18 protein-coding genes, 1 tRNA gene and 1 pseudogene are annotated in these 21,874 nt (G+C 68.4%); 11 read left to right on the top strand and 9 right to left on the bottom strand.

Translation table 11 applies throughout. The features are described 5' to 3' along the window. Positions 1-25: 25 nt before the first annotated feature. Positions 26-142 (bottom strand): annotated as a pseudogene (locus V1460_RS00405) (DUF5324 family protein); the annotation flags it as partial. 222 nt (positions 143-364) lie between these two features. Between V1460_RS00405 and V1460_RS00400 the strand changes: the two are divergent. After that, a complete protein-coding gene (locus V1460_RS00400) occupies positions 365-898 on the top strand; it encodes a peptidylprolyl isomerase (RefSeq protein ID WP_338671431.1) in 534 nt (177 codons plus the stop codon). Between the two features lie 115 nt (positions 899-1,013). Then, on the top strand, positions 1,014-1,910 hold the full coding sequence (locus V1460_RS00395; protein WP_338671429.1) for a rhomboid family intramembrane serine protease: 897 nt from the start codon (positions 1,014-1,016) through the stop codon (positions 1,908-1,910). 316 nt (positions 1,911-2,226) lie between these two features. On the opposite strand, the gene crgA is transcribed toward V1460_RS00395, so the two are convergent. Further along, entirely contained in the window at positions 2,227-2,484 is a 258-nt protein-coding gene (crgA, locus tag V1460_RS00390; protein ID WP_338671428.1) for a cell division protein CrgA, read from the bottom strand. Between the two features lie 140 nt (positions 2,485-2,624). Between crgA and V1460_RS00385 the strand changes: the two genes are divergently transcribed. The 6 genes from V1460_RS00385 (at position 2,625) to V1460_RS00360 (ending at position 6,988) form a co-directional block, all read left to right on the top strand. Next, positions 2,625-3,392, top strand: a complete 768-nt coding sequence (locus tag V1460_RS00385; protein WP_338671427.1) for a DUF881 domain-containing protein — start codon at positions 2,625-2,627, stop codon at positions 3,390-3,392. Positions 3,393-3,643: 251 nt separating this feature from the next. Beyond that, entirely contained in the window at positions 3,644-4,339 is a 696-nt protein-coding gene (locus V1460_RS00380) for a class E sortase (RefSeq protein WP_338671426.1), read from the top strand. 58 nt (positions 4,340-4,397) lie between these two features. Next, positions 4,398-4,559: a hypothetical protein gene (locus V1460_RS00375; protein ID WP_338671425.1), complete on the top strand. Its 162-nt coding sequence runs from the start codon at positions 4,398-4,400 to the stop codon at positions 4,557-4,559. Continuing rightward, positions 4,556-5,197: an aminodeoxychorismate/anthranilate synthase component II gene (locus V1460_RS00370; protein ID WP_338671424.1), complete on the top strand. Its 642-nt coding sequence runs from the start codon at positions 4,556-4,558 to the stop codon at positions 5,195-5,197. Before V1460_RS00375 ends, V1460_RS00370 begins: the two co-directional genes overlap by 4 nt. Next, positions 5,194-6,255, top strand: coding sequence for a class E sortase (locus tag V1460_RS00365; protein WP_338671423.1), 1,062 nt, complete (start codon positions 5,194-5,196; stop codon positions 6,253-6,255). Before V1460_RS00370 ends, V1460_RS00365 begins: the two co-directional genes overlap by 4 nt. A 43-nt stretch (positions 6,256-6,298) precedes the next feature. Beyond that, complete coding sequence (locus V1460_RS00360) at positions 6,299-6,988, top strand: class E sortase (protein ID WP_338671422.1); 690 nt, start codon at positions 6,299-6,301, stop codon at positions 6,986-6,988. 150 nt (positions 6,989-7,138) lie between these two features. Here the strand turns inward: V1460_RS00360 and pknB are convergent, their stop codons facing one another. The 6 genes from pknB to V1460_RS00330 form a co-directional block, all read right to left on the bottom strand. After that, complete coding sequence (pknB, locus tag V1460_RS00355) at positions 7,139-9,139, bottom strand: Stk1 family PASTA domain-containing Ser/Thr kinase (protein ID WP_338671421.1); 2,001 nt, start codon at positions 9,137-9,139, stop codon at positions 7,139-7,141. 182 nt (positions 9,140-9,321) lie between these two features. Next, a complete protein-coding gene (locus V1460_RS00350; RefSeq protein ID WP_338671420.1) occupies positions 9,322-10,785 on the bottom strand; it encodes a penicillin-binding protein 2 in 1,464 nt (487 codons plus the stop codon). Further along, positions 10,782-12,209 carry an FtsW/RodA/SpoVE family cell cycle protein gene (locus V1460_RS00345; RefSeq protein ID WP_338671419.1) on the bottom strand — a complete coding sequence of 476 codons (1,428 nt, stop codon included), beginning with the start codon at positions 12,207-12,209 and terminating at the stop codon, positions 10,782-10,784. The genes V1460_RS00350 and V1460_RS00345 overlap by 4 nt, the downstream gene beginning before the upstream one ends. Positions 12,210-12,256: 47 nt before the next feature. After that, a complete protein-coding gene (locus V1460_RS00340) occupies positions 12,257-13,753 on the bottom strand; it encodes a Stp1/IreP family PP2C-type Ser/Thr phosphatase (RefSeq protein ID WP_338671418.1) in 1,497 nt (498 codons plus the stop codon). 162 nt (positions 13,754-13,915) lie between these two features. Beyond that, positions 13,916-14,443 carry an FHA domain-containing protein gene (locus tag V1460_RS00335; RefSeq protein ID WP_338671417.1) on the bottom strand — a complete coding sequence of 176 codons (528 nt, stop codon included), beginning with the start codon at positions 14,441-14,443 and terminating at the stop codon, positions 13,916-13,918. Positions 14,444-14,453: 10 nt separating this feature from the next. Further along, the gene (locus tag V1460_RS00330) at positions 14,454-15,308 is read right to left on the bottom strand and encodes a DUF3662 and FHA domain-containing protein (protein WP_338671416.1); all 855 of its coding nucleotides are present in this window, start codon (positions 15,306-15,308) and stop codon (positions 14,454-14,456) included. 466 nt (positions 15,309-15,774) lie between these two features. Here V1460_RS00330 and V1460_RS00325 point away from each other — a divergent pair. Then, a tRNA-Leu gene (locus V1460_RS00325) sits at positions 15,775-15,861 on the top strand. Positions 15,862-16,144: 283 nt separating this feature from the next. Here V1460_RS00325 and V1460_RS00320 read toward each other — a convergent pair. Next, positions 16,145-16,822, bottom strand: a complete 678-nt coding sequence (locus V1460_RS00320) for a flavodoxin family protein (RefSeq protein ID WP_338677834.1) — start codon at positions 16,820-16,822, stop codon at positions 16,145-16,147. A 374-nt stretch (positions 16,823-17,196) separates the two neighbouring features. Here V1460_RS00320 and V1460_RS00315 point away from each other — a divergent pair, with 374 nt between their 5' ends. Both V1460_RS00315 and V1460_RS00310 read left to right on the top strand, forming a co-directional pair. Continuing rightward, on the top strand, positions 17,197-20,049 hold the full coding sequence (locus tag V1460_RS00315; protein ID WP_338671415.1) for a Pls/PosA family non-ribosomal peptide synthetase: 2,853 nt from the start codon (positions 17,197-17,199) through the stop codon (positions 20,047-20,049). Positions 20,050-20,206: 157 nt separating this feature from the next. After that, on the top strand, positions 20,207-21,787 hold the full coding sequence (locus tag V1460_RS00310) for an IS1182 family transposase (protein WP_338671414.1): 1,581 nt from the start codon (positions 20,207-20,209) through the stop codon (positions 21,785-21,787). Positions 21,788-21,874 lie beyond the last annotated feature (87 nt).

Below are 21,874 nucleotides of genomic sequence, written 5' to 3'. Positions count from 1 at the left end.
AGCCGTCATCGCGAGTTCAACCTCAGTACTGCGCGGCCTGGTCCTTTGCCGTTTCGGCGTAGGGCGCCACCACTTCCGCGGCGTGCAGCACGCTCTCCTTGGCCGTATCGGTCGCGGCACGCACGCTGTCCATGCGGGTCACGGGATCCTCCTCCTCGGTGGCGGGGGTCGCGGCGGGTCGCAGGCGTTTGGGAAACCTGTTGTCCCTGGCGGGGCACAGTTCGCCTTTCCACCCTTCTCGAAATCATGCCCGTCAGGCGCCCGCTCGGCATGCGGGACAGGCATCCGGGTCACTGTTTCCATACCGACGCCACTTCCGTGCGAGGATCGGTTGACGTCAGAGAAGACTCAAGGAAGGCACATCGTGGCCGAGCAGCTTTACGCCACCCTGAAGACCAACCACGGCGACATCAACGTGCGGCTTCTGCCGAACCACGCGCCGAAGACGGTCAAGAACTTCACCGAACTCGCCACCGGCCAGCGCGAGTGGACGAACCCGGCGACCGGGAAGAAGACCACGGACAGGCTGTACGACGGCACGGTGTTCCACCGTGTGATCAGCGGTTTCATGATCCAGGGCGGCGACCCGCTGGGCAACGGCACGGGCGGCCCCGGTTACGAGTTCGCCGACGAGTTCCACCCCGACCTGGCGTTCGACAAGCCGTACCTGCTGGCCATGGCCAACGCCGGCCCGGGCACCAACGGCTCCCAGTTCTTCATCACCGTGGCGCCGACCGCCTGGCTGACCCGCAAGCACACCATCTTCGGTGAGGTCGCCGACGACGCGAGCAAGAAGGTCGTGGACGCCATCGCGACCGCCCAGACCAACCCGCGCACCGACCGCCCGGTCAGCGACGTCGTGATCGAGTCCGTCGTGGTCGAGACCCGCGAGGGCTGAACCCGGCCGCAGGCTCCCGCATGGGAACCTTTCCGCCCCGCTCGTCCGTATGACGAGCGGGGCGCGACGCGTTGACAGGCCCCGCAGGACAAGGGCCGGAAGAGGGGACCTCCTCATGGACCAGGCGCCAGGAAGCCCGGACCAGCACCAGGCGGCTCAGGGGTTGCCGAGCTGCTACCGCCACCCGGGCCGGGACACGGGTATCACCTGCACGCGCTGCGAGCGCCCGATCTGCCCGGAGTGCATGGTCAGCGCCTCGGTGGGCTTCCAGTGCCCGGACTGTGTGCGCGGCGGCTCCGGCACGGGGCACTCGGCGACCGCCGGCCGGCCGCGGACGATCGCGGGCAGCCCCATCACCGCGGGCGATCCCCGGCTTCTCACCAAGATCCTGCTGGGCATCAACCTCGCGCTCTTCGTCGCCGTGCGGGCCGACCCGCTCCTGGTCGCCCGACTCGACCTCGTGGGTGTCGCATACAGCCGGGAACTCGCGCAGGTGGTGGGTGTCGCCGACGGCGAGTGGTACCGCCTGGTGACCTCGATGTTCCTGCACCAGGAGATCTGGCACATCGCCTTCAACATGCTCGGCCTGTGGTGGCTCGGCGGGCCGCTGGAGGCGGCGCTGGGCCGGGTGCGCTTCCTGGCGCTTTACATGCTCTCCGGTCTTGCGGGGAGCGCCCTCACCTATCTGCTCGCCGCGCCGAACGCGGGCGCGCTCGGCGCATCCGGTGCGATCTTCGGACTGCTCGGCGCCACCATCGTGCTGATGCGCCGGATGAACTACGACCTTCGTCCCGTGCTCGTGCTGCTGGCACTGAACCTGCTGTTCACCTTCACCTGGAGCGGGATCGCCTGGCAGGCGCACATCGGCGGTCTGGTCGCGGGCGTCGTCATCGCCTTCGGCATGGTGCACGCCCCGTTCCGGCACCGGTCGCCTGTGCAGTTCGGGACCTGTGCGCTGGTGCTGCTGGCGATTGTCGTCACCGTGGTGCTCAGGACTCAGTCGCTCACCTGAACGTGTGTTTCCCACAGGTTGTCCACAGTGGGTGGCGGATCTTGTGCATGCTGTCGGGAACAGCTGTGCCCCTTGTCCCTGATCTGGGTTTTCCCAGGAGGGGCAAGGGGCGTGTGCGCAAGGTGAAGATCGCCGGAATGGCCGCCGCAGTCACACTGGCGTCAACATCGATGAGAGTTATCCACAGATCGTCTGACCTTTCCCACTGCTGTGGATAACTCTGTGGATAAGTGTGGGCCAGAGCTTGACGCCGGCATCGGACGCCTTCCGATGCCGACGTGTCTGCCTGTGCCACCCCGCCGACACCGCTACGCGGCTACTTCCACTGTGTGGAGACCGCGAAGCCGCCGGCGATGAAGCCGAAGCCGACCACGATGTTCCAGTTGCCGAAGGAGTCGATGGGGAGCCGGCCGTCGGTGACGTAGAAGACAACGATCCAGGCGAGCCCGATCAGGAACAGCGCCAGCATCACCGGCGCCACCCAGCTACGGTTCGTCAGCTTGATGGTCGTTGCCTGCTTCGCCGCAGGCGGCGGCGTGAAATCGGCCTTCTTGCGGATACGTGACTTCGGCACGAGGGACTCTCCTGTCGATGCGCTGCGTGACCGCGCAGGGAAATGTGGCTGGCGCCGGGGTGGGAGCAAGGGGTATCACGGGCTCCCCCGGGCGTCCGTTAGCGTAGTGCTTCCGCGGTCACCGTAGGAGTAAGGGTACGTTGAGCAATTCCGCCGACACTCCCCGAGGGCCGGTCCGCCGTTTCGTGCCGCGACCGGTCCGGTTGCTGACGGCTGCCGTTTTCGCGCTGGCCGGTCTGATCTTCGTCACCAGTTTCAACACCGCCAAGGGCACCAACCTCCGCACCGACGCCTCGCTGCTGAAGCTTTCCGACCTGATCCAGCAGCGCAGCGAGCAGAACGCCGAGCTGGACCGGTCCACCGCCGCGGTCCGCGGCGACGTGGACGCGCTGGCCCGCCGTGACGACGGCTCCACCAAGGCCGAGGACGATCGGCTCCGCGGCCTGGAGAAGGACGCGGGGACCGAGAAGCTCCAGGGGCAGGCCGTCAGCGTCACCCTCAATGATGCTCCTCCCAACGCCCACGCAGCCCCTGGCTACCCGGAACCCCAGGCCAACGACCTGGTCATCCACCAGCAGGACCTCCAGGCGGTGGTGAACGCGCTCTGGCAGGGCGGTGCCGAGGGCATCCAGGTCATGGATCAGCGACTGATCTCCACCAGCGCCGTGCGGTGCGTCGGCAACACCCTGATCCTCCAGGGCCGCGTCTACTCGCCTCCGTACAAGATCACCGCTGTAGGCGACCCCGATCGGCTCAAGCGCGCGCTGACCGCGTCGCCCGCGATCCAGAACTACCAGCTCTATGTGCAGGCGTACGGCCTCGGCTGGAAAGTGGACGAGCGTGACGCGGTGACTCTGCCCGGCTATTCGGGCACAGTGGATCTGCATTACGCGAAGCCCGTGAACTGAGGGCTGTCCCGTAGTGCCCGGCGGATCAGCGCGCGGCGTCAGATGTATGGGGTCTCTCCCGGCCCTTGGGGTCGAGGGGGCGCCTCGCAAGGCGAAGAGCCATCCTCATACCGGGCGTATTCGGATGATCCGACGACGCAGCGCGGGGGCACCTCCCGGCGAAGCCGGGGGAGTGCCGTAGCCGGCGTCGTGCGCCCGCCGGGGATTGCGGGAAAGCCGGGAGCCGGGCTCTAGGGGAGGGGGCACTGCCTATGCGAGCGGGCCGACCGCTGCGACTGATCGTCAGGACCCTCAGCGAGATGTGTCTGACCGCCGGGGCGGTGATCGTGCTCTTCGTGGCGTATCTGCTGTTCTGGACCGGGGTGAAGGCCGCCGAGGCCACGGACGGCGAGATCGTCAGGCTCCAGGAGGAATGGACCCGGCTTCCGCTCGGAGCGGCGGCGTCCGGTCCGCCGTCGGAACCGGCCCGCGCGTACGCGCCGGGCAAGCCCTTCGCCGTGATGTACATCCCCCGGTTCGGGGCGGCCTGGGACTGGCCGGTGCTGGAGGGCACCTCCGCCGGCACCCTCAAGAAGGGCCTGGGTCACTATCGGGGGACCGCACGTCCGGGTGAGACCGGGAACTTCGCGGTGGCCGGCCACCGTCGTACCTACGGGGACCCGTTCAAGGACTTCCCCCGGCTGCGGCCGGGGGACGCGGTGATCCTCACGGACGGGACGACCTGGTTCACCTATCGCGTCAAGCACGCGCCGTATCGCACCGTACCCAGCGATGTCGCGGTCATCGACCCGGTGCCGAGGCGGTCCGGATTCGACGGTCCCGGCCGCTATCTGACCCTGACCACCTGCGATCCCGAGTGGGGCAGCAGTCACCGGCTGGTCGTCTGGGCGCACCTCGACGCCACCCAACCTGTGACGGACGGCAAGCCGGAAGCTTTCCGCAGCTGACCCACGGGCCCCTTGCGCCCTTTAGTCTGGTCCCGTACGAGGAAAGGAAAGGGACAGCATGTACGGCTGGATCTGGCGGCATCTGCCGGGCAGCGCATGGGTGCGGGCGTTCATCTCGCTCGTGCTGGCTCTCGCGGTCGTCTATGTGCTGTTCCAGTACGTGTTCCCCTGGGCGGAGCCGCTGCTTCCGTTCAACGATGTGACGGTGGACGGTCAGTGAGCGCGCGCATTCTCGTCGTCGACAACTACGACAGCTTTGTCTTCAACCTCGTCCAGTACCTCTACCAGCTGGGCGCGGAGTGCGAGGTCGTTCGCAACGACGAGGTGTCGACCGCGCACGCGCAGGACGGTTTCGACGGGGTGCTGCTGTCCCCCGGACCCGGCGCACCGGAGCAGGCCGGGGTCTGCATCGACATGGTGCGCCACTGCGCGGCGACCGCTGTGCCCGTCTTCGGCGTCTGCCTCGGAATGCAGTCGATGGCGGTCGCCTACGGCGGTGTCGTGGACCGGGCGCCGGAGCTGCTGCACGGCAAGACCTCGTTCGTACTGCACCAGGGCAAGGGCGTGTTCGCTGGACTGCCGTCGCCGTTCACGGCGACGCGCTACCACTCGCTCGCGGCTGAGCCCACGACGGTGCCCGATGAGCTGGAGGTCACGGCGCGGACCGAGGACGGCATCATCATGGGGCTGCGCCATCGCGAACTGGCGGTGGAGGGAGTGCAGTTCCATCCCGAGTCCGTGCTCACGGAACACGGGCACCTGATGCTCGCCAACTGGCTTGAGCAGTGTGGCGACACGGGCGCGGTCGGCCGCTCGGCAGGGCTCGCGCCGGTGGTGGGCGGCAAGGCCCTGGCATGAACGGCCAGGGGGGTGCGCCGTGGCTCCGGGACGGGAGCGTTCCGGGGCAGTCCCCGGCTCCGGAGCAGTACGACTGGTCCGGGTACGGTCGGCAGGCCACTGAGACCCCCCGGGGATACGAGCAGGACTGGTACGGGCGGCAGTACCCTCCCGAACCCGCCGTGCACGTACCCGCGCCCGCACCTGTGCCGTCGACAGCGCCGGACCTGGTGACGCCCGAGCGGCCGCCGGGCGGTCGGGCCGAACGCCGGCGTGCGTCCAAGGCGCGGGGACGAGGGCGGCGCAGGGCGGCCGGCTCCACGGCGCCGCCTCCTTCACCTCCGGTACCGAGCGAGGAGGGCGCCCCGCTCACGCGGGTCGAGGCGCGCAGGCGTGCCCGAGCCATGAAGGACGGCCCGGCCGTCATCGCCAGCCGGGCTTTCGGTGAACTCTTCATCACCGTAGGTGTGTTGATGCTGCTGTTCGTCACCTACCAGCTGTGGTGGACGAACATCCTCGCGGGGCAGCAGGCCAACGCCGCCGCCGACAGGATCCAGGAGGAGTGGGCCAAGGGCCGTGCACCCGGCGCGTTCGAACCGGGGCAGGGCTTCGCGATCATGCACATCCCGAAGCTCGACGTCGTCGTCCCGGTCGCCGAGGGCATCGACAAGCTGTCCGTGCTGGACCGGGGAATGGTCGGGCACTACGCGGACGGCGCCCTCAAGACCGCCATGCCATCCGACAAGCAGGGCAATTTCGCGGTCGCCGGACACCGCAACACGCATGGTGAGCCGTTCCGTTACATCAACACACTGGTGCCCGGAGACCCGATCGTGGTCGAGACCCAGGACACCTACTACACCTACAAGATGACGAGCATCCTCCCGCAGACCTCCCCATCGAACACCAGCGTGATCGCTCCGGTCCCGGCAGGCTCCGGATTCACCGGGCCCGGCCGTTACCTCACCCTCACGACATGTACGCCCGAATTCACGAGTACGTACCGAATGATCGTGTGGGGCAAGATGGTCGAGGAACGTCCGCGGAGCAAGGGCAAGCCTGATGCGCTCGTCGGCTGAGGCGTGACGGAACGGATTCCCGGGACGACAGGAAACAGGGGCAGTGGCACGTGCGCGCAGCCGGATCGCCGGCGTCATCAGTGTCTTCGGCGAACTGCTGATCACCACGGGAGTGCTGCTTGCGCTCTTCGTCGTCTATTCGCTGTGGTGGACCAACGTCCTCGCCGACCGCGCGGCCACCAAGGAGAGCGACAAGGTGCGCCACAACTGGGCCGCCGCTCCCCAGGGGCAGGGTCCTGGAGCACTGGACACCCGGGACGGCATCGGCTTCCTCCATGTCCCCGCCATGGGCGAAGGAGAGGTGCTGGTGAAGAAGGGCACCGACCCCGAGACCCTCAACGACGGTGTCGCGGGCTACTACACCGAGCCGATCAAGTCCGCGCTGCCCGGCGACAAGCAGGGCAACTTCACCCTGGCAGCCCACCGCGACGGCCACGGTGCCAAGTTCCACAACATCCACAAGATCAGGACCGGCGATCCGATCGTCTTCGAGACCAGGGACACCTGGTACGTCTACAAGGTCTTCAAGGACCTGAAGCAGACCTCGAAGTTCAACGTCGACGTGCTCCAACCGGTACCGAAGGAGTCGGGCAAGACCGCGCCCGGTCGCTACATCACCCTGACGACATGCACGCCGCTGTACACATCCGACTACCGGTACGTGGTCTGGGGCGAGCTGGTGCGCACGGAGAAGGTCGACAGCGATCGCACGCGGCCCAAGGAGCTGCGCTGACGCCTCCTGGCCCGCCGCGGCCCGGTCACTCTGATACGCGGAGGGCTCAGCGGGAAGAGCGCCGGCCCCGGCGCCCCTCTCGGAGGGGCCCCGGGGCCGGTGTGCTGCTGATCGCGACCGCGTCGGGATCCTCAAGGCGCCAAGCGTGGCTCAGTCGTCGCCGAAGCCCGGGAAGAACCCTCCGCCGCCGTTGTTGTTGCCGCCCTGCTGGCCTCCGCCACCGATCGTCTGCAGGGTGATGGTCGTGGTCGCCGGGTCCGCCTGGGTACCGGGCCGCGGATTCATCGCGGCGACGAGCGCGTTGTCGTCCTGCGAGCTCCCGTTGGCGAAGGTGATGTTCGTGAAGCCGAACTGCGCCAGGATCTGCTTGGCCTCGCCCACCCGCTTGCCCAGTACCTGGGGCACCTGCGTCTGAGGCGTCTCCTGGCCCTTGGAGACCTGGAGCGTGATCGTGGCTCCCTTGGGCTGGTTGGAGTCGCCCGCCGGGTCCTGCGCCACGACCTCGCCCGCGGGCTTGTCGGAGTCGACATCGGTGCGCGCCACGGTGAAGCCGAGCTTCTCCAACTGGTCCTTCGCCGCGTCGAACTGCTGGCCCACCACCGGCGGAACCGTCTCCGTGGCCTGCTTGGCGACCTTCAGGGTGACCGTGGTGCCCTTCTCGGCCTTGGAACCGCCCTCCGGGGTCTGGCTGACGACCGTGCCGGGGGTCTCGTCCGACTCGATCTCCTCGATCTTGACCTTGAAGCCGTCCTTGTCCAGCCGTGCTTCAGCGGTGTCCTTCTTGGAGCTGGTGACATCCGGTACCTCCACCAGTGGCGCGCCCGCCGAGAGGACGACCTTGATGGTCCCTTCCCGGTCCATCATGGCCTCGCCGGTGGCGGCCGGGTCCTGGCTGCACACGCTGTTCTTGGGATGGTCGCAGCGCGTGGTGCCGCCCTGGACGACCTTCACGTTCACGTTGGTCCCGGACCGCTGTGCCTCGTCGAAGGTCTTGCCCACCAGGTTGGGGACGATGACCTGGCTGTCCCTGCCGTCCTTGAAGAGCTGCTTGCCGATGAGGATGGCGCCGACGAGCACCAGGATGCCCGCCACCACGAGCAGGATCGTCGAGGCGTTCGACTTCTTCTGGCGGCGTCGGTCGGGGCGGTCGTCGTATCCGTAACCGCCGTCGTCCGGGTTCACGGGCGGCAGCATCGATGTCTGCCCGGCCGGCGCCGCCGCGCGCAGCGCGGTGGTCGGCTGGTCCTCGGGGCGCTGGCCGTATGCGCTGCCGTAGCCGGCCGCGCCCATGGCCGTGGCCGCGGCGACCGGCTGGCCGTCGAGGCAGGCCTCGATGTCGGCGCGCATCTCGTCCGCCGACTGGTAGCGGTAGTCGGGGTCCTTGACCAGCGCCTTCAGCACGATCGCGTCCATCTCGGGCGTGATCTCGGGGTCGAAGTTGCTCGGCGGCTGGGGCTCTTCGCGGACGTGCTGGTAGGCCACGGCCACCGGTGAGTCGCCCACGAACGGCGGACGCACGGTGAGCAGCTCGTACAGCAGGCAGCCGGTCGAGTAGAGGTCGGACCTGGCGTCGACCTGCTCGCCCTTGGCCTGCTCGGGGGAGAGGTACTGGGCGGTGCCGATGACGGCCGCCGTCTGTGTCATGGTCATGCCCGCATCGCCCATGGCGCGTGCGATGCCGAAGTCCATCACCTTGACCTGGCCGGTGCGCGTCAGCATGACGTTCGCCGGCTTGATGTCGCGGTGGACGATGCCGTTGCGGTGCGAGTACTCGAGTGCCTGGAGGATGCCGGTGGTCATCTCCAGGGTCCGCTCGGGCAGCAGCTTGCGGCCGGAGTGCAGCAGCTCTCTGAGGGTCGAGCCGTCCACGTACTCCATCACGATGTACGGGATGGAGACCCCGTCGACGTAGTCCTCGCCGGTGTCGTACACCGCCACGATCGCCGGATGGTTCAGCGAGGCGGCCGACTGGGCCTCACGGCGGAACCGGGCCTGGAAGGACGGGTCACGGGCGAGGTCGGCCCGCAGCGTCTTCACGGCGACGGTGCGGCCGAGCCGGGTGTCGTGCGCGAGGTAGACCTCGGCCATGCCACCGCGGCCGAGCACCGAGCCCAGCTCGTACCGGCCGCCGAGGCGACGCGGCTCTTCCATAACAGTTCCAGCCCTCTCCGTCAGTCCCGACCGCACCCGTGTGTGTGGTCCGGCGGTGTGCTGTTCGCGCATACGCTACCGGCCAAGTCGCGTGGAATCCGCCCAAGCCCGGGACGCGATATGCGACCGGTACCGCATTGTGCGGTCTTGATGCACGGTGACGGGGTGATCAGTGACATCCGTCACTGCTTCCCGTCGAGCACCGCCTCCATCACCTTCTTGGCGATGGGCGCGGCGAGTCCGCCGCCGCTGATGTCGTCGCGCGCCGTGCCCGAGCTGTCCTCGACCACGACGGCCACGGCGACCGGCGATCCCTGGTCGGTCCTGGCGTAGGAGATGAACCACGCGTAGGGGCGCTCGCTGTTGTTCTCGCCGTGCTGGGCGGTACCGGTCTTGCCGCCGACGGTGACACCGTCGATCCGGGCGTTGGTACCGGTGCCCTTCTCGACGACGTTCTCCATCATCTTCTGGACGAGCTGCGCGTTCTCCTCCGAGAGCGGCTGGCTCATCTCCTCGGGCTCGGTACGCTCCAGCACGTCCAGGTTGGGCGCCTCCAGCTGGTCGATCATGTACGGCTTCATCAGCTTGCCGTCATTGGCGATCGCGGCGGTGACCATGGCCATCTGGAGCGGGGTGGCACGGGTGTCGAACTGGCCGATCGCCGACTGGGCGTTGCCGCCGCGGTCCATCTCCTTGTTGTAGACGGAGGCGGAGGCACGCACCGGGGTGTAGATCTTCGGGTCGTTGAAGCCGAACTTCTCTGCTGTCTCCACCATGTTGTCCCGGCCGACCTTGTCACCGAGGTTGGCGAAGACCGAGTTGCAGGAGACCCTCAGGGCCTCGCTCAGGCTCGCCTTCTCGCAGCCGCTGTGCTGGTTCTTCATCGGTGTGCTCGACAGCGGGATGATGTACGGCTCGGGTGTGTCGGTCGGCGCGTCGATGTCCTTGACGACACCGTGCTCCAGTGCGGCGGCGGCGGTGACTGCCTTGAAGGTGGAGCCGGGCGGGTAGGTCTCCCGCAGCGCCCGGTTCAGCATCGGCTTGTCCTTGTCCGCGTTCAGCGTCTGCCAGGCCTTCCCGTCCGCGTCCTGGCGGCCCGCGAAGGAGGAGGGGTCGTACGAGGGCGTCGATGCGAGCGCCAGGATCTTCCCGGTGCGCGGGTCGATGGCCGCGACCGCGCCCTTCTTGTCCCCGAGACCCTCGAACGCCGCCCTCTGCGCCTTGCCGTTCAGCGTGGTGACGACATTGCCGCCCTTCTTCTTGTCGCCCGTGAACATCGCCATGGTGCGGTCGAAGAAGAGCCGGTCGTCGTTGCCGCTGAGGATCTCGTCCTCGAGGTTCTCGATCTGCGATGAACCGAAGGCCTGCGAGGCGTAGCCGGTGACGGGTGCCCACATCGGGCCGTCGGTGTACGTGCGCTTGTACTTGAAGTAGGTGTCGTCGGTCAGCTTGGAGCCGGTGATCGGCTTGCCGTCGACGATGATGTTGCCGCTCTCGGAGGCATAGCGCTCGATCTGGACGCGCTTGTTGCTCTTGTGGCTGCTGAGCTCTTCCGCACGGACGTACTGGAGCCAGTTGTCACGGATCAGCAGCGCGAGGACCAGAAGGCCGCAGAAGATCGCGATTCGGCGCAGGGGCTTGTTCACGGTCGGACCACCTGGGTCATCTCGGCGTCGGGGTTCGGGGCGGGGGCGGGGGCCGGCCGGCGCGCGGTGTCGCTGATACGGATGAGGATGCCGATCAGCGCCCAGTTGGCGATCACGGACGATCCGCCGGCCGCGAGGAACGGCATCGTCATACCGGTCAGCGGGATGAGGCCCATCACACCACCGGCGACCACGAAGACCTGGAGGGCGAAGGCGCCGGTGAGGCCGATCGCGAACAGCTTCCCGAAGGGGTCGCGGGCGGCGAGCGCGGTGCGCACACCGCGCTCGATGATCAGACCGTAGAGCAGCAGGAAGGCCATCACTCCGGCCAGTCCGAGCTCCTCGCCGACGGTGGCGAAGATGAAGTCGGAGTTGGCGGCGAACATGATGAGGTCGGAGTCGCCCTGTCCGAGACCGGTGCCGAGGGTGCCGCCCGATCCGAAGGACATCAGTACCTGGGACATCTGGTCGCAGGCTTGGGCCGTCCTGGAGCCCTCGGGCGCGGTCGCCAGGCATTCGAAGGGGTCCAGCCAGGCGGCCACCCGGGCCTGGACATGACTGGCGAACTGCGAGACGACCACCGCGCCGCCCGCCGACATCAGCAGGCCCATGACGATCCAGCTGGTGCGCTCGGTGGCCACGTACAGCATGATCACGAACATGCCGAAGAACAGCAGCGAGGTGCCGAGGTCGTTCTCGAAGACCAGGACGAGCAGGCTCACCGCCCAGATCGTGACGATGGGCCCGAGGTCGCGGCCACGCGGCAGATAGAGCCCCATGAAGCGGCGGCTGGCCAGGGCCAGCGCGTCCCGCTTCACCATGAGGTAGCCCGAGAAGAAGACCGCGATGACGATCTTCGCGAACTCACCGGGCTGGATGGAGAAGCCGCCGACCCGGATCCAGATCTTGGCGCCGAAGACGTCGGTGCCGAGACCCGGGACGAGCGGGAGCAGCAGCAGGACGAGCGCGGCCGCCATCGAGATGTAGGTGTAGCGCTGCAGGACGCGGTGGTCCTTCAGCAGCAGCAATACGCCGACGAGCAGCGCGACGCCCAGCGCCGAGTACATCAGCTGGTTGGTGGCCTGCGGGGCGAAGGTGGAGAGCGCGTTCAGCCGCGGGGACTGGTCGAGCCGCCAGATCAGCACCAGGCCGAGGCCGTTGAGCAGTGTCGCCAGCGGCAGCAGCAGCGGGTCGGCGTACTTGGCGAACTTGCGCACCACGAGGTGCGCGACGCCTGCGAGGAGGGCGAGGCCGATTCCGTAACCGAGCATGCCGGCGGGGAGTTCGCCGGTGAGTGCGAGGCCCACATTGGCGTACGCGAACACCGGGATCGCGACGGCGAAGGCGAGCAGCAGCAGCTCGGTGTTGCGGCGGCTCGGCAGTTCGATCGCGCCGATGGTGGTCGTGTTGGTGACAACGCTCATGGTGGAGAAAGGCCCCCTACGGGTCTACCGCTTACCGCTCGTACCGCTCACTGCTTGCCGCAGTTCGTGGCGAGCTTCTGCTCCTCCTCCGAGAGGGTGGGGCCCGGAGAGGGAGCTGCGTTCGGCTTGGTCTGGGCGGACTGGTCGGAGGGCTTGGTGCCGGTGGTGCCACCGGCCTGCCCCTCACCGGGAGGTGCTGCGGGCGCGGTGTCCGCTGCGGCTTCGCGCTGCGCGTCCTTCTTGCAGGCGGTTGCCTGGGTGGAGAGCTCCACGATCTTGTCGCGCGCGGAACCGAGGCTGCTCTCGGCGATGGTCTCCTTGACCTGCTTCTGCTGATAGGGCGGAAGGTACTTGAGTTCGATCTCGGGGTGGTCCTTCTCGACCTCGGAGAGCGAGACCCAGCCCAGGTCCTGGCTGATACCGCGGTAGAGCGCGATGTGCTTGCCGTTGGTGCCGACGTAGTACTGGGTCTGGGTCCAGCGCCAGGCGCCGTACAGACCGCCTCCGAGCACGGCGAGCGCGAGCGTGCCGTAAAGGGATCTCTTGAGCCACTTCCGTCCGGCGGAGACCGGCTTGGTGAAGTCGTCGTCGGCGTACGAGCCGTAGCTGCCCTCCGGGGGCATTCCGCCGTAGCCCGCTCCGTCGCCACTGCCGGGGGGGCCGAAGCCGCCGGCGGCGGGCGGGACGGGGCGGCCGAGGCCGGAGGCGCGCCCAGCGGGGGTCTGCATGGCGCTGTTGTCGCCGAGCGGCATCTGGTTCTCGGCGACCGCGCCGACGATCACCGGGGTGTCGTGGAGCCGACCCGCGAGGGTGTCGCCGCCGTCGACGTCGAGTACATCCGCGACGATCACGGTGATGTTGTCGGGGCCGCCGCCGCGCAGCGCGAGCTGGATCAGGTCCTGCACGGTCTCCTGCGGGCCCTGGTAGCTGGCGAGGGTGTCCTCCATCGTCTGGTGGGACACGACGCCGGACAGTCCGTCGGAGCAGATGAGGTAGCGGTCTCCGGCCCTGACCTCGCGGATGGAGAGGTCGGGCTCGACGTGGTCGCCGCTGCCCAGCGCGCGCATCAGCAGGGAGCGCTGCGGATGGGTGGTGGCCTCTTCCTCGGTGATCCGGCCCTCGTCCACGAGGCGCTGCACCCAGGTGTGGTCCTGGGTGATCTGGGTCAGGACCCCGTCACGGAGCAGATATGCGCGGGAGTCGCCGACATGCACGAGTCCGAGGCGCTGGCCGGTCCACAGCAGTGCGGTGAGGGTGGTCCCCATGCCTTCGAGCTGGGGGTCCTCCTCGACCATGGCGCGCAGCTGGTCGTTGGCCCGTTGCACGGCCGTGCCGAGCGAGGTGAGGATGTCGGAGCCCGGGACGTCGTCATCGAGCTGCACCAGGGTCGAGATCACCTCGGACGAGGCGACCTCTCCGGCGGCCTGGCCGCCCATGCCGTCCGCGATGGCGAGCAGTCGGGGGCCGGCGTAGCCGGAGTCCTCGTTGCCCTCGCGGATCATGCCCTTGTGCGATCCGGCGGCGAAGCGCAGTGACAGACTCATGCGCACCTGCCCTGTCGACGCTGCTTCGGGGTACAGCCGGTCTCGAGCCACACTGCCCACCCTCCGGTCGGGAGCCGCCGGGCCCGGCCCAGTGCCGGTACCGCTGCGGAAGTCCCGATGGGGATCGCAGCGGCTTGCTCGCTCCGCTCGCTCATTGTCGTACTACTTCCGCAGCTCGATGACGGTCTTGCCGATACGGATCGGCGCGCCCAGCGGAATCGGCGTCGGGGTGGCGAGGCGGGCACGGTCGAGATAGGTGCCGTTGGTCGACCCCAGGTCCTCGACGATCCACTGTCCGTCACGGTCGGGATAGATCCTGGCATGCCGGCTCGACGCGTAGTCGTCGTCCAGGACGATGGTCGAGTCGTGCGCGCGGCCCAGCGTGATGGTCTGCCCCTGCAGTGCGACCGTGGTGCCCGTGAGGCTGCCCTCTGAGACCACCAGCTTGGTCGGGGCCCCGCGGCGCTGGCGGCCGGCCTGCTGCTGGCGCTGCTGCGGGGGCGCGGACGGCTGGCGGCCGGTCGCGGTGCCGGTCTGCTGCTGCCGGTTCTCGGCGCCCCGGCGCGAGCCGCGCTGGGTGACGCGCGTACCGAACAGGTCGCTGCGGATGACCTGTACGGCCACGATGACGAACAGCCACAGAACGGCCAGGAAACCCAGCCGCATGACCGTCAGGGTCAGCTCTGACATTGCCCCCGCTTCACCCTTCGGCTTGCCGGTAAACGATGGTTGTGCTGCCCACGACGATCCGCGAGCCGTCGCGGAGCGTAGCGCGGGTGGTGTGCTGCCCGTCCACCACGATGCCGTTGGTGGACCCGAGATCCTGGATCGTCGAGGGCGTGCCGGTCCGGATCTCGCAGTGGCGGCGGGATACGCCGGGGTCGTCGATCCGTACGTCCGCGTCGGTGCTGCGGCCCAGCACCATCGTCGGGCGTGAGATCTGGTGACGGTTGCCGTTGATCTCGATCCAGCGGCGCACCTGGGCGCCGGGCGCCGAGCCTCCCGGGCGCCCGGGAGTGGAGCCCGGCCGGTTCGTCCCGGGTGGTGGTGCCGACGGCATGGGAGGTGCCGCAGCAGGAGGGTAACCGTAACCCCCGCCCTGCGGGGCGCTCGGGGAGAAGCCCTGGGGGCCGCCGGCGGCGGGGCCGCGGTCCGGCACGCGGTCGGGCGACTGTGACGTACTCGACGCGAGTGTGCGGCTGCGGACCCGGTACAGACCGGTGTCGAGGTCGTCCGCCTTCTCCAGATGGACCTTGATCGGGCCCATGAAGGTGTACCGCTGCTGCTTGGCGTAGTCCCGGACCATGCCGGAGAGCTCGTCGCCGAGCTGGCCCGAGTAGGGGCTGAGGCGCTCGAAGTCCGGCGTGCTCAGCTCCACGATGAAGTCGTTGGGGACGACGGTCCGCTCGCGGTTCCAGATAGTGGCGTTGTTGTCGCACTCGCGCTGGAGGGCGCCCGCGATCTCGACGGGCTGCACCTCGGACTTGAAGACCTTGGCGAAGGTGCCGTTGACCAGGCCTTCGAGTCGCTGCTCGAAACGCTTCATGACTCCCATGGGGCACCTCCTCCGGTGTTGTCGCCCTGGTACTGCTTACCGATCGTATCCACGCGTGGGGAAAACGGCTGGTTCCCCTTCCCTGCCCCGTCGATGAGTGTCACCTCTCACACGGATCGCCATACGGATCGTAGATGCGGCCTCCTCACAGTGTCCCGCACCGGGGAAGCTCCTCGGGTGTGAGGTGGCGAACCCCTTCAGGGTGCCCTGCCCGCCGGTCGCCCCGCCCATCACGCTGTGCGACCGAATGCCCCTGCCTGTCCACTCTCCGTACCTCGCACTGTCGGTCGAGAGCCCCCTCCTGTCGGTCGTGGGCCCCGCCCTGTCTCCGGCACTCCTCCTTGTCTCCTCCACCAGCCGGAGGCGAAACAAACGCATGTGAACGGACCCTCCGCAGCGTGCTAGTGTTCTGCATGTCGCAAGGCGCTCGCACCGAAAAGGTGGGGGTGGGGCGGCAACACCCAATGCGCGGGTGGCGGAATAGGCAGACGCGCTGGATTCAGGTTCCAGTGCCCGCAAGGGCGTGGGGGTTCAACTCCCCCCTCGCGCACCATGAGAAACCGATGAAACGGGTTCTCGCCAAGGACGGAAGTCTTGGTGAGGGCCCGTTTTTCGTCCTCCGTGCCGGTCTTCATCCTGTGCTCTGTGCCGTGTTCTACGTGAAAGGGCCCACATCGTGACATAGGACACGTGTGGGCCCTGATCCGTGGTCGATCTCCCAGCGCCGCGGATCGCGGTGAAGCCGATGGGCCTCGGCGAACGTCTCGGCCATCTGCCGTCCGAGACGTCCGGCGGGTGGCGGGTGGCGGGGCGCCCTCCCGCCCACCGCTCGCCTACTACCTGTGCTCGGGGTTCGGGTAGTCGAAGCGGCAGCCCGCGTCCCACCCGGAGCGCTGGTTGCCATGGGCGGGGATGCCGCCGGCCTGCTTGAGCATGGTGGCGAGGTGCATCAGGTTCCACGTCATGAAGGTGGTGTTGCGGTTGGTGAAGTCGTTCTCGGGTCCGCCCGAGCCGGGGTCGAGGTAGGAGGGCCCTGGCCCGGCCTCTCCGATCCAGCCCGCGTCGGCCTGGGGCGGGATGGTGTACCCGAGGTGCTGGAGGCTGTAGAGGACGTTCATGGCGCAGTGCTTGACGCCGTCCTCGTTCCCGGTGATCAGGCATCCGCCGACGCGTCCGTAATAGGCGTACTGCCCACGGTCGTTGAGCTGAGACGAGCATGCGTAGAGCCGCTCGATGACCCGCTTCATCACGGAGCTGTTGTCACCGAGCCAGATCGCCCCGGCCAGCACCAGGATGTCGGCCGCCATCACCCGCTCGTACAGTGCGGGCCATTCGTCGGTGGCCCACCCGTGCTCGGTCATGTCGGGCCATACGCCGGTCGCGATGTCGTGGTCGATGGCCCGGACGAGTTCGGTGGTGACGCCGTTGGCTTCCATGATGGCGCGGCTCTTGTCGATCAGCCCTTCGGTGTTGCTGACCTCCGGTGACCGCTTGAGCGTGCAGTTGACGAACATGGCGCGGAGGTCGTCGTGGCGCGGCGACTCGTCGGACTGCGGCTGGGCGGTCACGGAACCTCCTTGAGCTGCCGCCGTGCCGTTCACGGCGGTGCAGACCGTCCATCGTGCTGGTCGGGCGACTGCGGTGGCCGTTGCGGCACGGTCGTGCGCCAGTGACCACCCCATCGGCTCAAGGGGTCGCGTGGCAGGACAGAAGTGGTCCGATCGGGCTTAATCGAAGAAGAGACGTTTGACGCGGAACAGCCGACGGAGGCAGCACCGACTGCGGGTGAGTTCGTAATGTTCTTGACGGAAGGCGCTCGGATCGGCGCCCATGACCCGGTAATCGCGCTTCGGGCCGACGCGGGCCCATGGGTTTCGGGGGAACGGCCGTGAGTCCTCGCAGCGGTGCCCGTGCCGCCCATGCGGACACGGACACCGCCGGGACCGAGACGGCCCAGGTCGGGACAGGCAGTACGGCCAGGGTCGGGATCTCACGCGGTATCGAGTCCCTGCTGGCAGAGGTGCTGGCCGACGTACTGCAGACTCGCGAGGCACCGGTCGACAGCGACTTCTTCACCGACCTGGGTGCTGATTCGCTGGTGATGGCGCAGTTCTGCGCGCGGGTGCGCAAGCGGGACGACCTGCCGACGGTGTCGATGAAGGACGTCTACGCGCATTCGACGATCCGCAGCCTGGCCGCGGCCTTCCCGGGTACGGCCCCTTCCCGGGGCGGAGGTGACGCGGCGGCTGCCGGGACGGCGGCCCGCTCGCCGGCCGGCACGGATGTGCGCTTGGCCGAGGTGCTGGCCGGCGTCCTGCGGGTGGAGCAGGTGCCGATCGAGAGCCACTTCTTCGATGATCTGGGTGCTGATTCGCTGGTGATGGCGCAGTTCTGCGCGCGGGTGCGCAAGCGGGACGACCTGCCGACGGTGTCGATGAAGGACGTCTACGCGCATTCGACGATCCGCAGCCTGGCCGCCGCGTTTCCGGGAAGTGACGTCTCCACGGCTCCGGCTCACCCGCCGCCGGCCACTGTCGCGCACACGTCGGTCCAGGCCGCCGGCGAGGCGTCGGCCGAGTCGGATGAGTCCGGGGTGCGGACCCTGCCGTATCTGCTCTGCGGGGCGGCCCAGCTACTCCTTTTCCTGGTCTTCTCCTGTCTGGGGGCTCTCGTCGCCATCGAGGGCTACGAGTGGGTCGTGGCGGGCTCGGGGGCGGTGGAGCTCTACGTCAGGGCGGTCCTCTTCGGCGTCGCGGTGTTCTTCGGCCTGTGTGCCCTTCCGATCGTCGCGAAGTGGGCGCTCGTCGGCCGCTTCACCCGGTGCAAGATCCGTGTGTGGAGTCCTGGTTATCTGCGTTTCTGGTGCGTGAAGTCCTTGATCCGGACCAGTCCGGCACGGCTGCTCGCCGGTTCACCGCTGTATGTGCTGTATCTGAGGGCTCTCGGCGCGCACATCGGCAAGGGCGTGACGATCCTGTCGCGCACCGTACCTGTCTGTACTGATCTGTTCACCGTCGGCCGCGATGCCCTTGTCCGCAAGGACGTGTTCCTCTCGTGCTACCGGGCGCACGACGGATGGATCGAGACGGGACCGGTCACCCTGGGCGCGGAGGTGACCGTCCATGAGCAGACCGTGCTCGACATCGACACATCGATGGGCGACGGCTCCCGACTCGGCCATGCCTCGTCCCTGCAGCCGGGACAGTGCGTTCCCGCTGGTGAGACCTGGCACGGTTCGCCGGCGCAGCCGGCGACGACCGACTACGCGGCCGTCGCGCCCGCCGAGTGCGGAACCCTGCGCAGGATCCTCTACAGTCTGGGCCAGTTGGCGGCCTTGCTGCTGTTGTACCTGCCGCTGACAGTGGCGGGTGTGAGCCTGGTGCTCACGGTCATGCCGCGGCTGAGCGGGGTGCTGAACCCGGTGACCCCGGCGGTCACCGGTCCCATGTTCTTCCTCGACGCCCTGGTGGCCTCCCTGGTGGCCTTCTTCGGCGCCCTGCTGGTGGGGCTGCTCCTGGTGGGCACGCTGCCGCGGCTGCTCGGCCTGGTGATCAAGCCGTACAAGGTCTATCCCCTTTACGGCTTCCACTACGGAATCCAGCGGGCCATTCTGCGGCTGACCAACATCAGGTTCTTCACCACGCTGTTCGGGGACAGCTCCGCGATCGTGCACTATCTGCGCTGCCTGGGGTACGACCTGTGCCGCATCGAGCAGACAGGGTCGAACTTCGGCACGCTGGTCAAGCACGACAGCCCTTATCTGAGCACCGTCGGCGGTGGAACGATGGTCGCCGACGGCCTGTCCATCATCAACGCCGACTTCTCCAGCACGTCCTTCCGCTGCTCCAGGACCGTGATCGGGCCGAGCAACTTCCTCGGCAACAACATCGCCTACCCCCCGAGCGGGCGCACGGGCGAGAACTGCCTGCTCGCGACCAAGGTCATGGTCCCCGTCGACGGACCCGTACGCGAAGGCGTGGGCCTGCTGGGATCGCCCAGCTTCGAGATACCGCGCACGGTGCTGCGCGACACCCGGTTCGACCATCTGGCCACGGGCGAGGAGTTGCGGCGGCGTCTGGCGGCCAAGAACCGGCACAACGCCGTCACCGCGAGCCTCCATCTGGTGGCCCGGTGGTTCCACTTCTTCGTACTCGCCCTCATCGCCATGGCCGCCATCGACCTCTACCACCTCCACGGTGCACCGGTGCTGGGGCTCGCGAGCCTGCTCACCATGGCGTTCACCGTCGTCTTCTTCACTCTGGTCGAGCGGGCGGTCACGGGTTTCAGGAGCCTGGAGCCGCTGTACTGCTCGATCTACGACCCCGCGTTCTGGTCGCACGAACGCTTCTGGAAGCTGACCTCGCACCGCTATATGCAGGTCTTCAACGGCACTCCGTTCAAGTCCCTGGTGTGGCGGCTGCTGGGTACCAAGGTGGGCCGGCACGTCTTCGACGACGGCTGCACGCTCATCGAACGGACTCTGGTGAGCATCGGAGACGAGTGCACCCTCAACGCCGCGAGCGTCATCCAGTCGCACTCCCAGGAAGACGGTGCCTTCAAGTCCGACCACGTCACGATCGGGCACGGTGTGACCCTCGGGGTGGGAGCGTTCGTCCACTACGGCACGACCGTCGGCGACCGGGCACAACTCGCTGCGGACACCTTTCTGATGAAGGGCGAGGAGGTGCCCCCTCGGGCGCGGTGGGGCGGGAACCCGGCCGCGGAACTGGCATCGCCGTGAGCGCGGAACCCGCACGGCCGTGAGCGAAGGCGGAATCGGCCGCAGGCTTCGGGAGCCTGTGGGTGTGCGTTCAGGTGGGAGAGCCCGCATCTAGAAGATCACTGAAAATCTCGGGTTTGGGCCCCGCGGGTGGCCCCGCGGGGCCAGACTGCTGTGTGTGCAGGGGGAATGGGCCGGGGAGACGGTCGGGCCGGATGTGTGGGAGACCTGCCGGGAGCTGATCCCGGCAGGGAGTGTGTTCGCGTTCCTGGCCGAGCACCGCGAGCGGCTGCTGCCGCCGGAGATGTTCGCGGACATGTACCCCTCGGCCAACGGGCGGCCGAGCCTGCCGCCGCAGGTGCTGGCGACGGCGGTGGTGCTGCAGAGCCTGTTCGGGACCTCGGATGTGGAGACCGTGCTGGAGCTGCGGTGCGACCTGCGGTGGAAGGCGGCGTGCGGACTGGGGCTGAACGACACGGCGTTCGACCCGTCGCTGCTGACCTACTTCCGGCGCCGCCTGCAGCGGTCCTCGGATCCGGGGCGGATCTTCACCCGGGTCAAGGAGGTCGTGGCCGCCACCGGCATCCTGCGCGGGAAGCGGCGCCGCGCGCTGGACTCCACGGTGTTCGACGACGCGGTGGCCACCCAGGACACGGTCACCCAGCTGATCTCGGCGATCCGCCGGGTGATCCGCGAGGTCCCCGGCGCCGGCCGCGTCGCCGCCGGGCATTGCACCGCTCACGACTACACCGACCCGGGCAAGCCGAAGATCGCCTGGGACGACGAGCAGGCCCGCGCCGGGTTGGTGGACGCGCTGGTCACGGACGCGCTCAACCTGTTGGGCCGCCTGCCCGAGCAGGAGCTGGGCGAGCGGGCCGCGAACGCGGTCGGCCTGCTGGCGCTGGTCGCGGGCCAGGATGTGGAGCCCGCCGAGGGCTCCGACGGGCGCGACGGGCGCTGGCGCATCACCCAGGGGACCGTCCGCGACCGCGTGGTGTCCACCGTCGATCCCGAGGCCAGGCACATCCACAAGAACCGCACCCGCCACCAGGAAGGCTTCAAGGGCCACGTCGCCGTCGAGCCGGAGACCGGCTTATTCACCGAGGTCGCCCTCGCCGCGGGCTGCGGCCCCGAGAACCACGAGGCGAAGATCGCCGAGGACCTCCTCGCCGCCGAGGACGAGCCGTGCGAGGTGCTCGGCGACTCCGCCTACGGCACCGCCGACCTGCGCGACCACCTCGAACAGCAGGGCCACGACGCCGTCCTCAAACCACCCCCGCTTCGCGCGGCCGTGCCCGGCGGCTTCACCAGCGACGACTTCCACATCGACACCGAGAACGGCCAGGTCACCTGCCCTGCCGGGCACATCGTCCCCCTCGGCAAGCCCCGGAAGACCGGCTTGCGGCAGGCTCAGTTCAAGAAGCTGTGTGCCGGCTGCCCGCTGCGCGAACGCTGCACCACCTCCAAGACCGGCCGCGTCCTGCAAGTCCACCCCCAGCACCAGCGCCTGGCCGACGCCCGTGCCCAGGCCACCGACCCCGCCTGGAAAGACACCTACCGCCGCTGGCGGCCACCCGTCGAACGCGGCATCGCCTGGCTGACCACCAAAGGCAACCGCAGACTGCGCTACCTCGGCACCCTCAAGAACGACACCTGGCTCCGCAACCGAGCCGCCGCCCTCAACCTCCGACGGCTCGTCAACCTCGGCCTCGAAGTGGCCGCCGACGGCACCTGGACCCTGACCCCGGCCACACCGTGAAGCACGGAGGGCGGCCCCGCCACCGGCGGACCGCCCCCACAACAAGATTTTCAGCAGCCTTCTAGGTGATGACCACCGACGCGTACG

This window comes from Streptomyces sp. SCSIO 30461 (assembly GCF_037023745.1).
In the GTDB taxonomy this organism is placed as follows: Bacteria; Actinomycetota; Actinomycetes; order Streptomycetales; family Streptomycetaceae; genus Streptomyces.
Note: the sequence above shows the minus strand (reverse complement) of the source record. Positions and strands in the feature narration are given on the sequence as shown.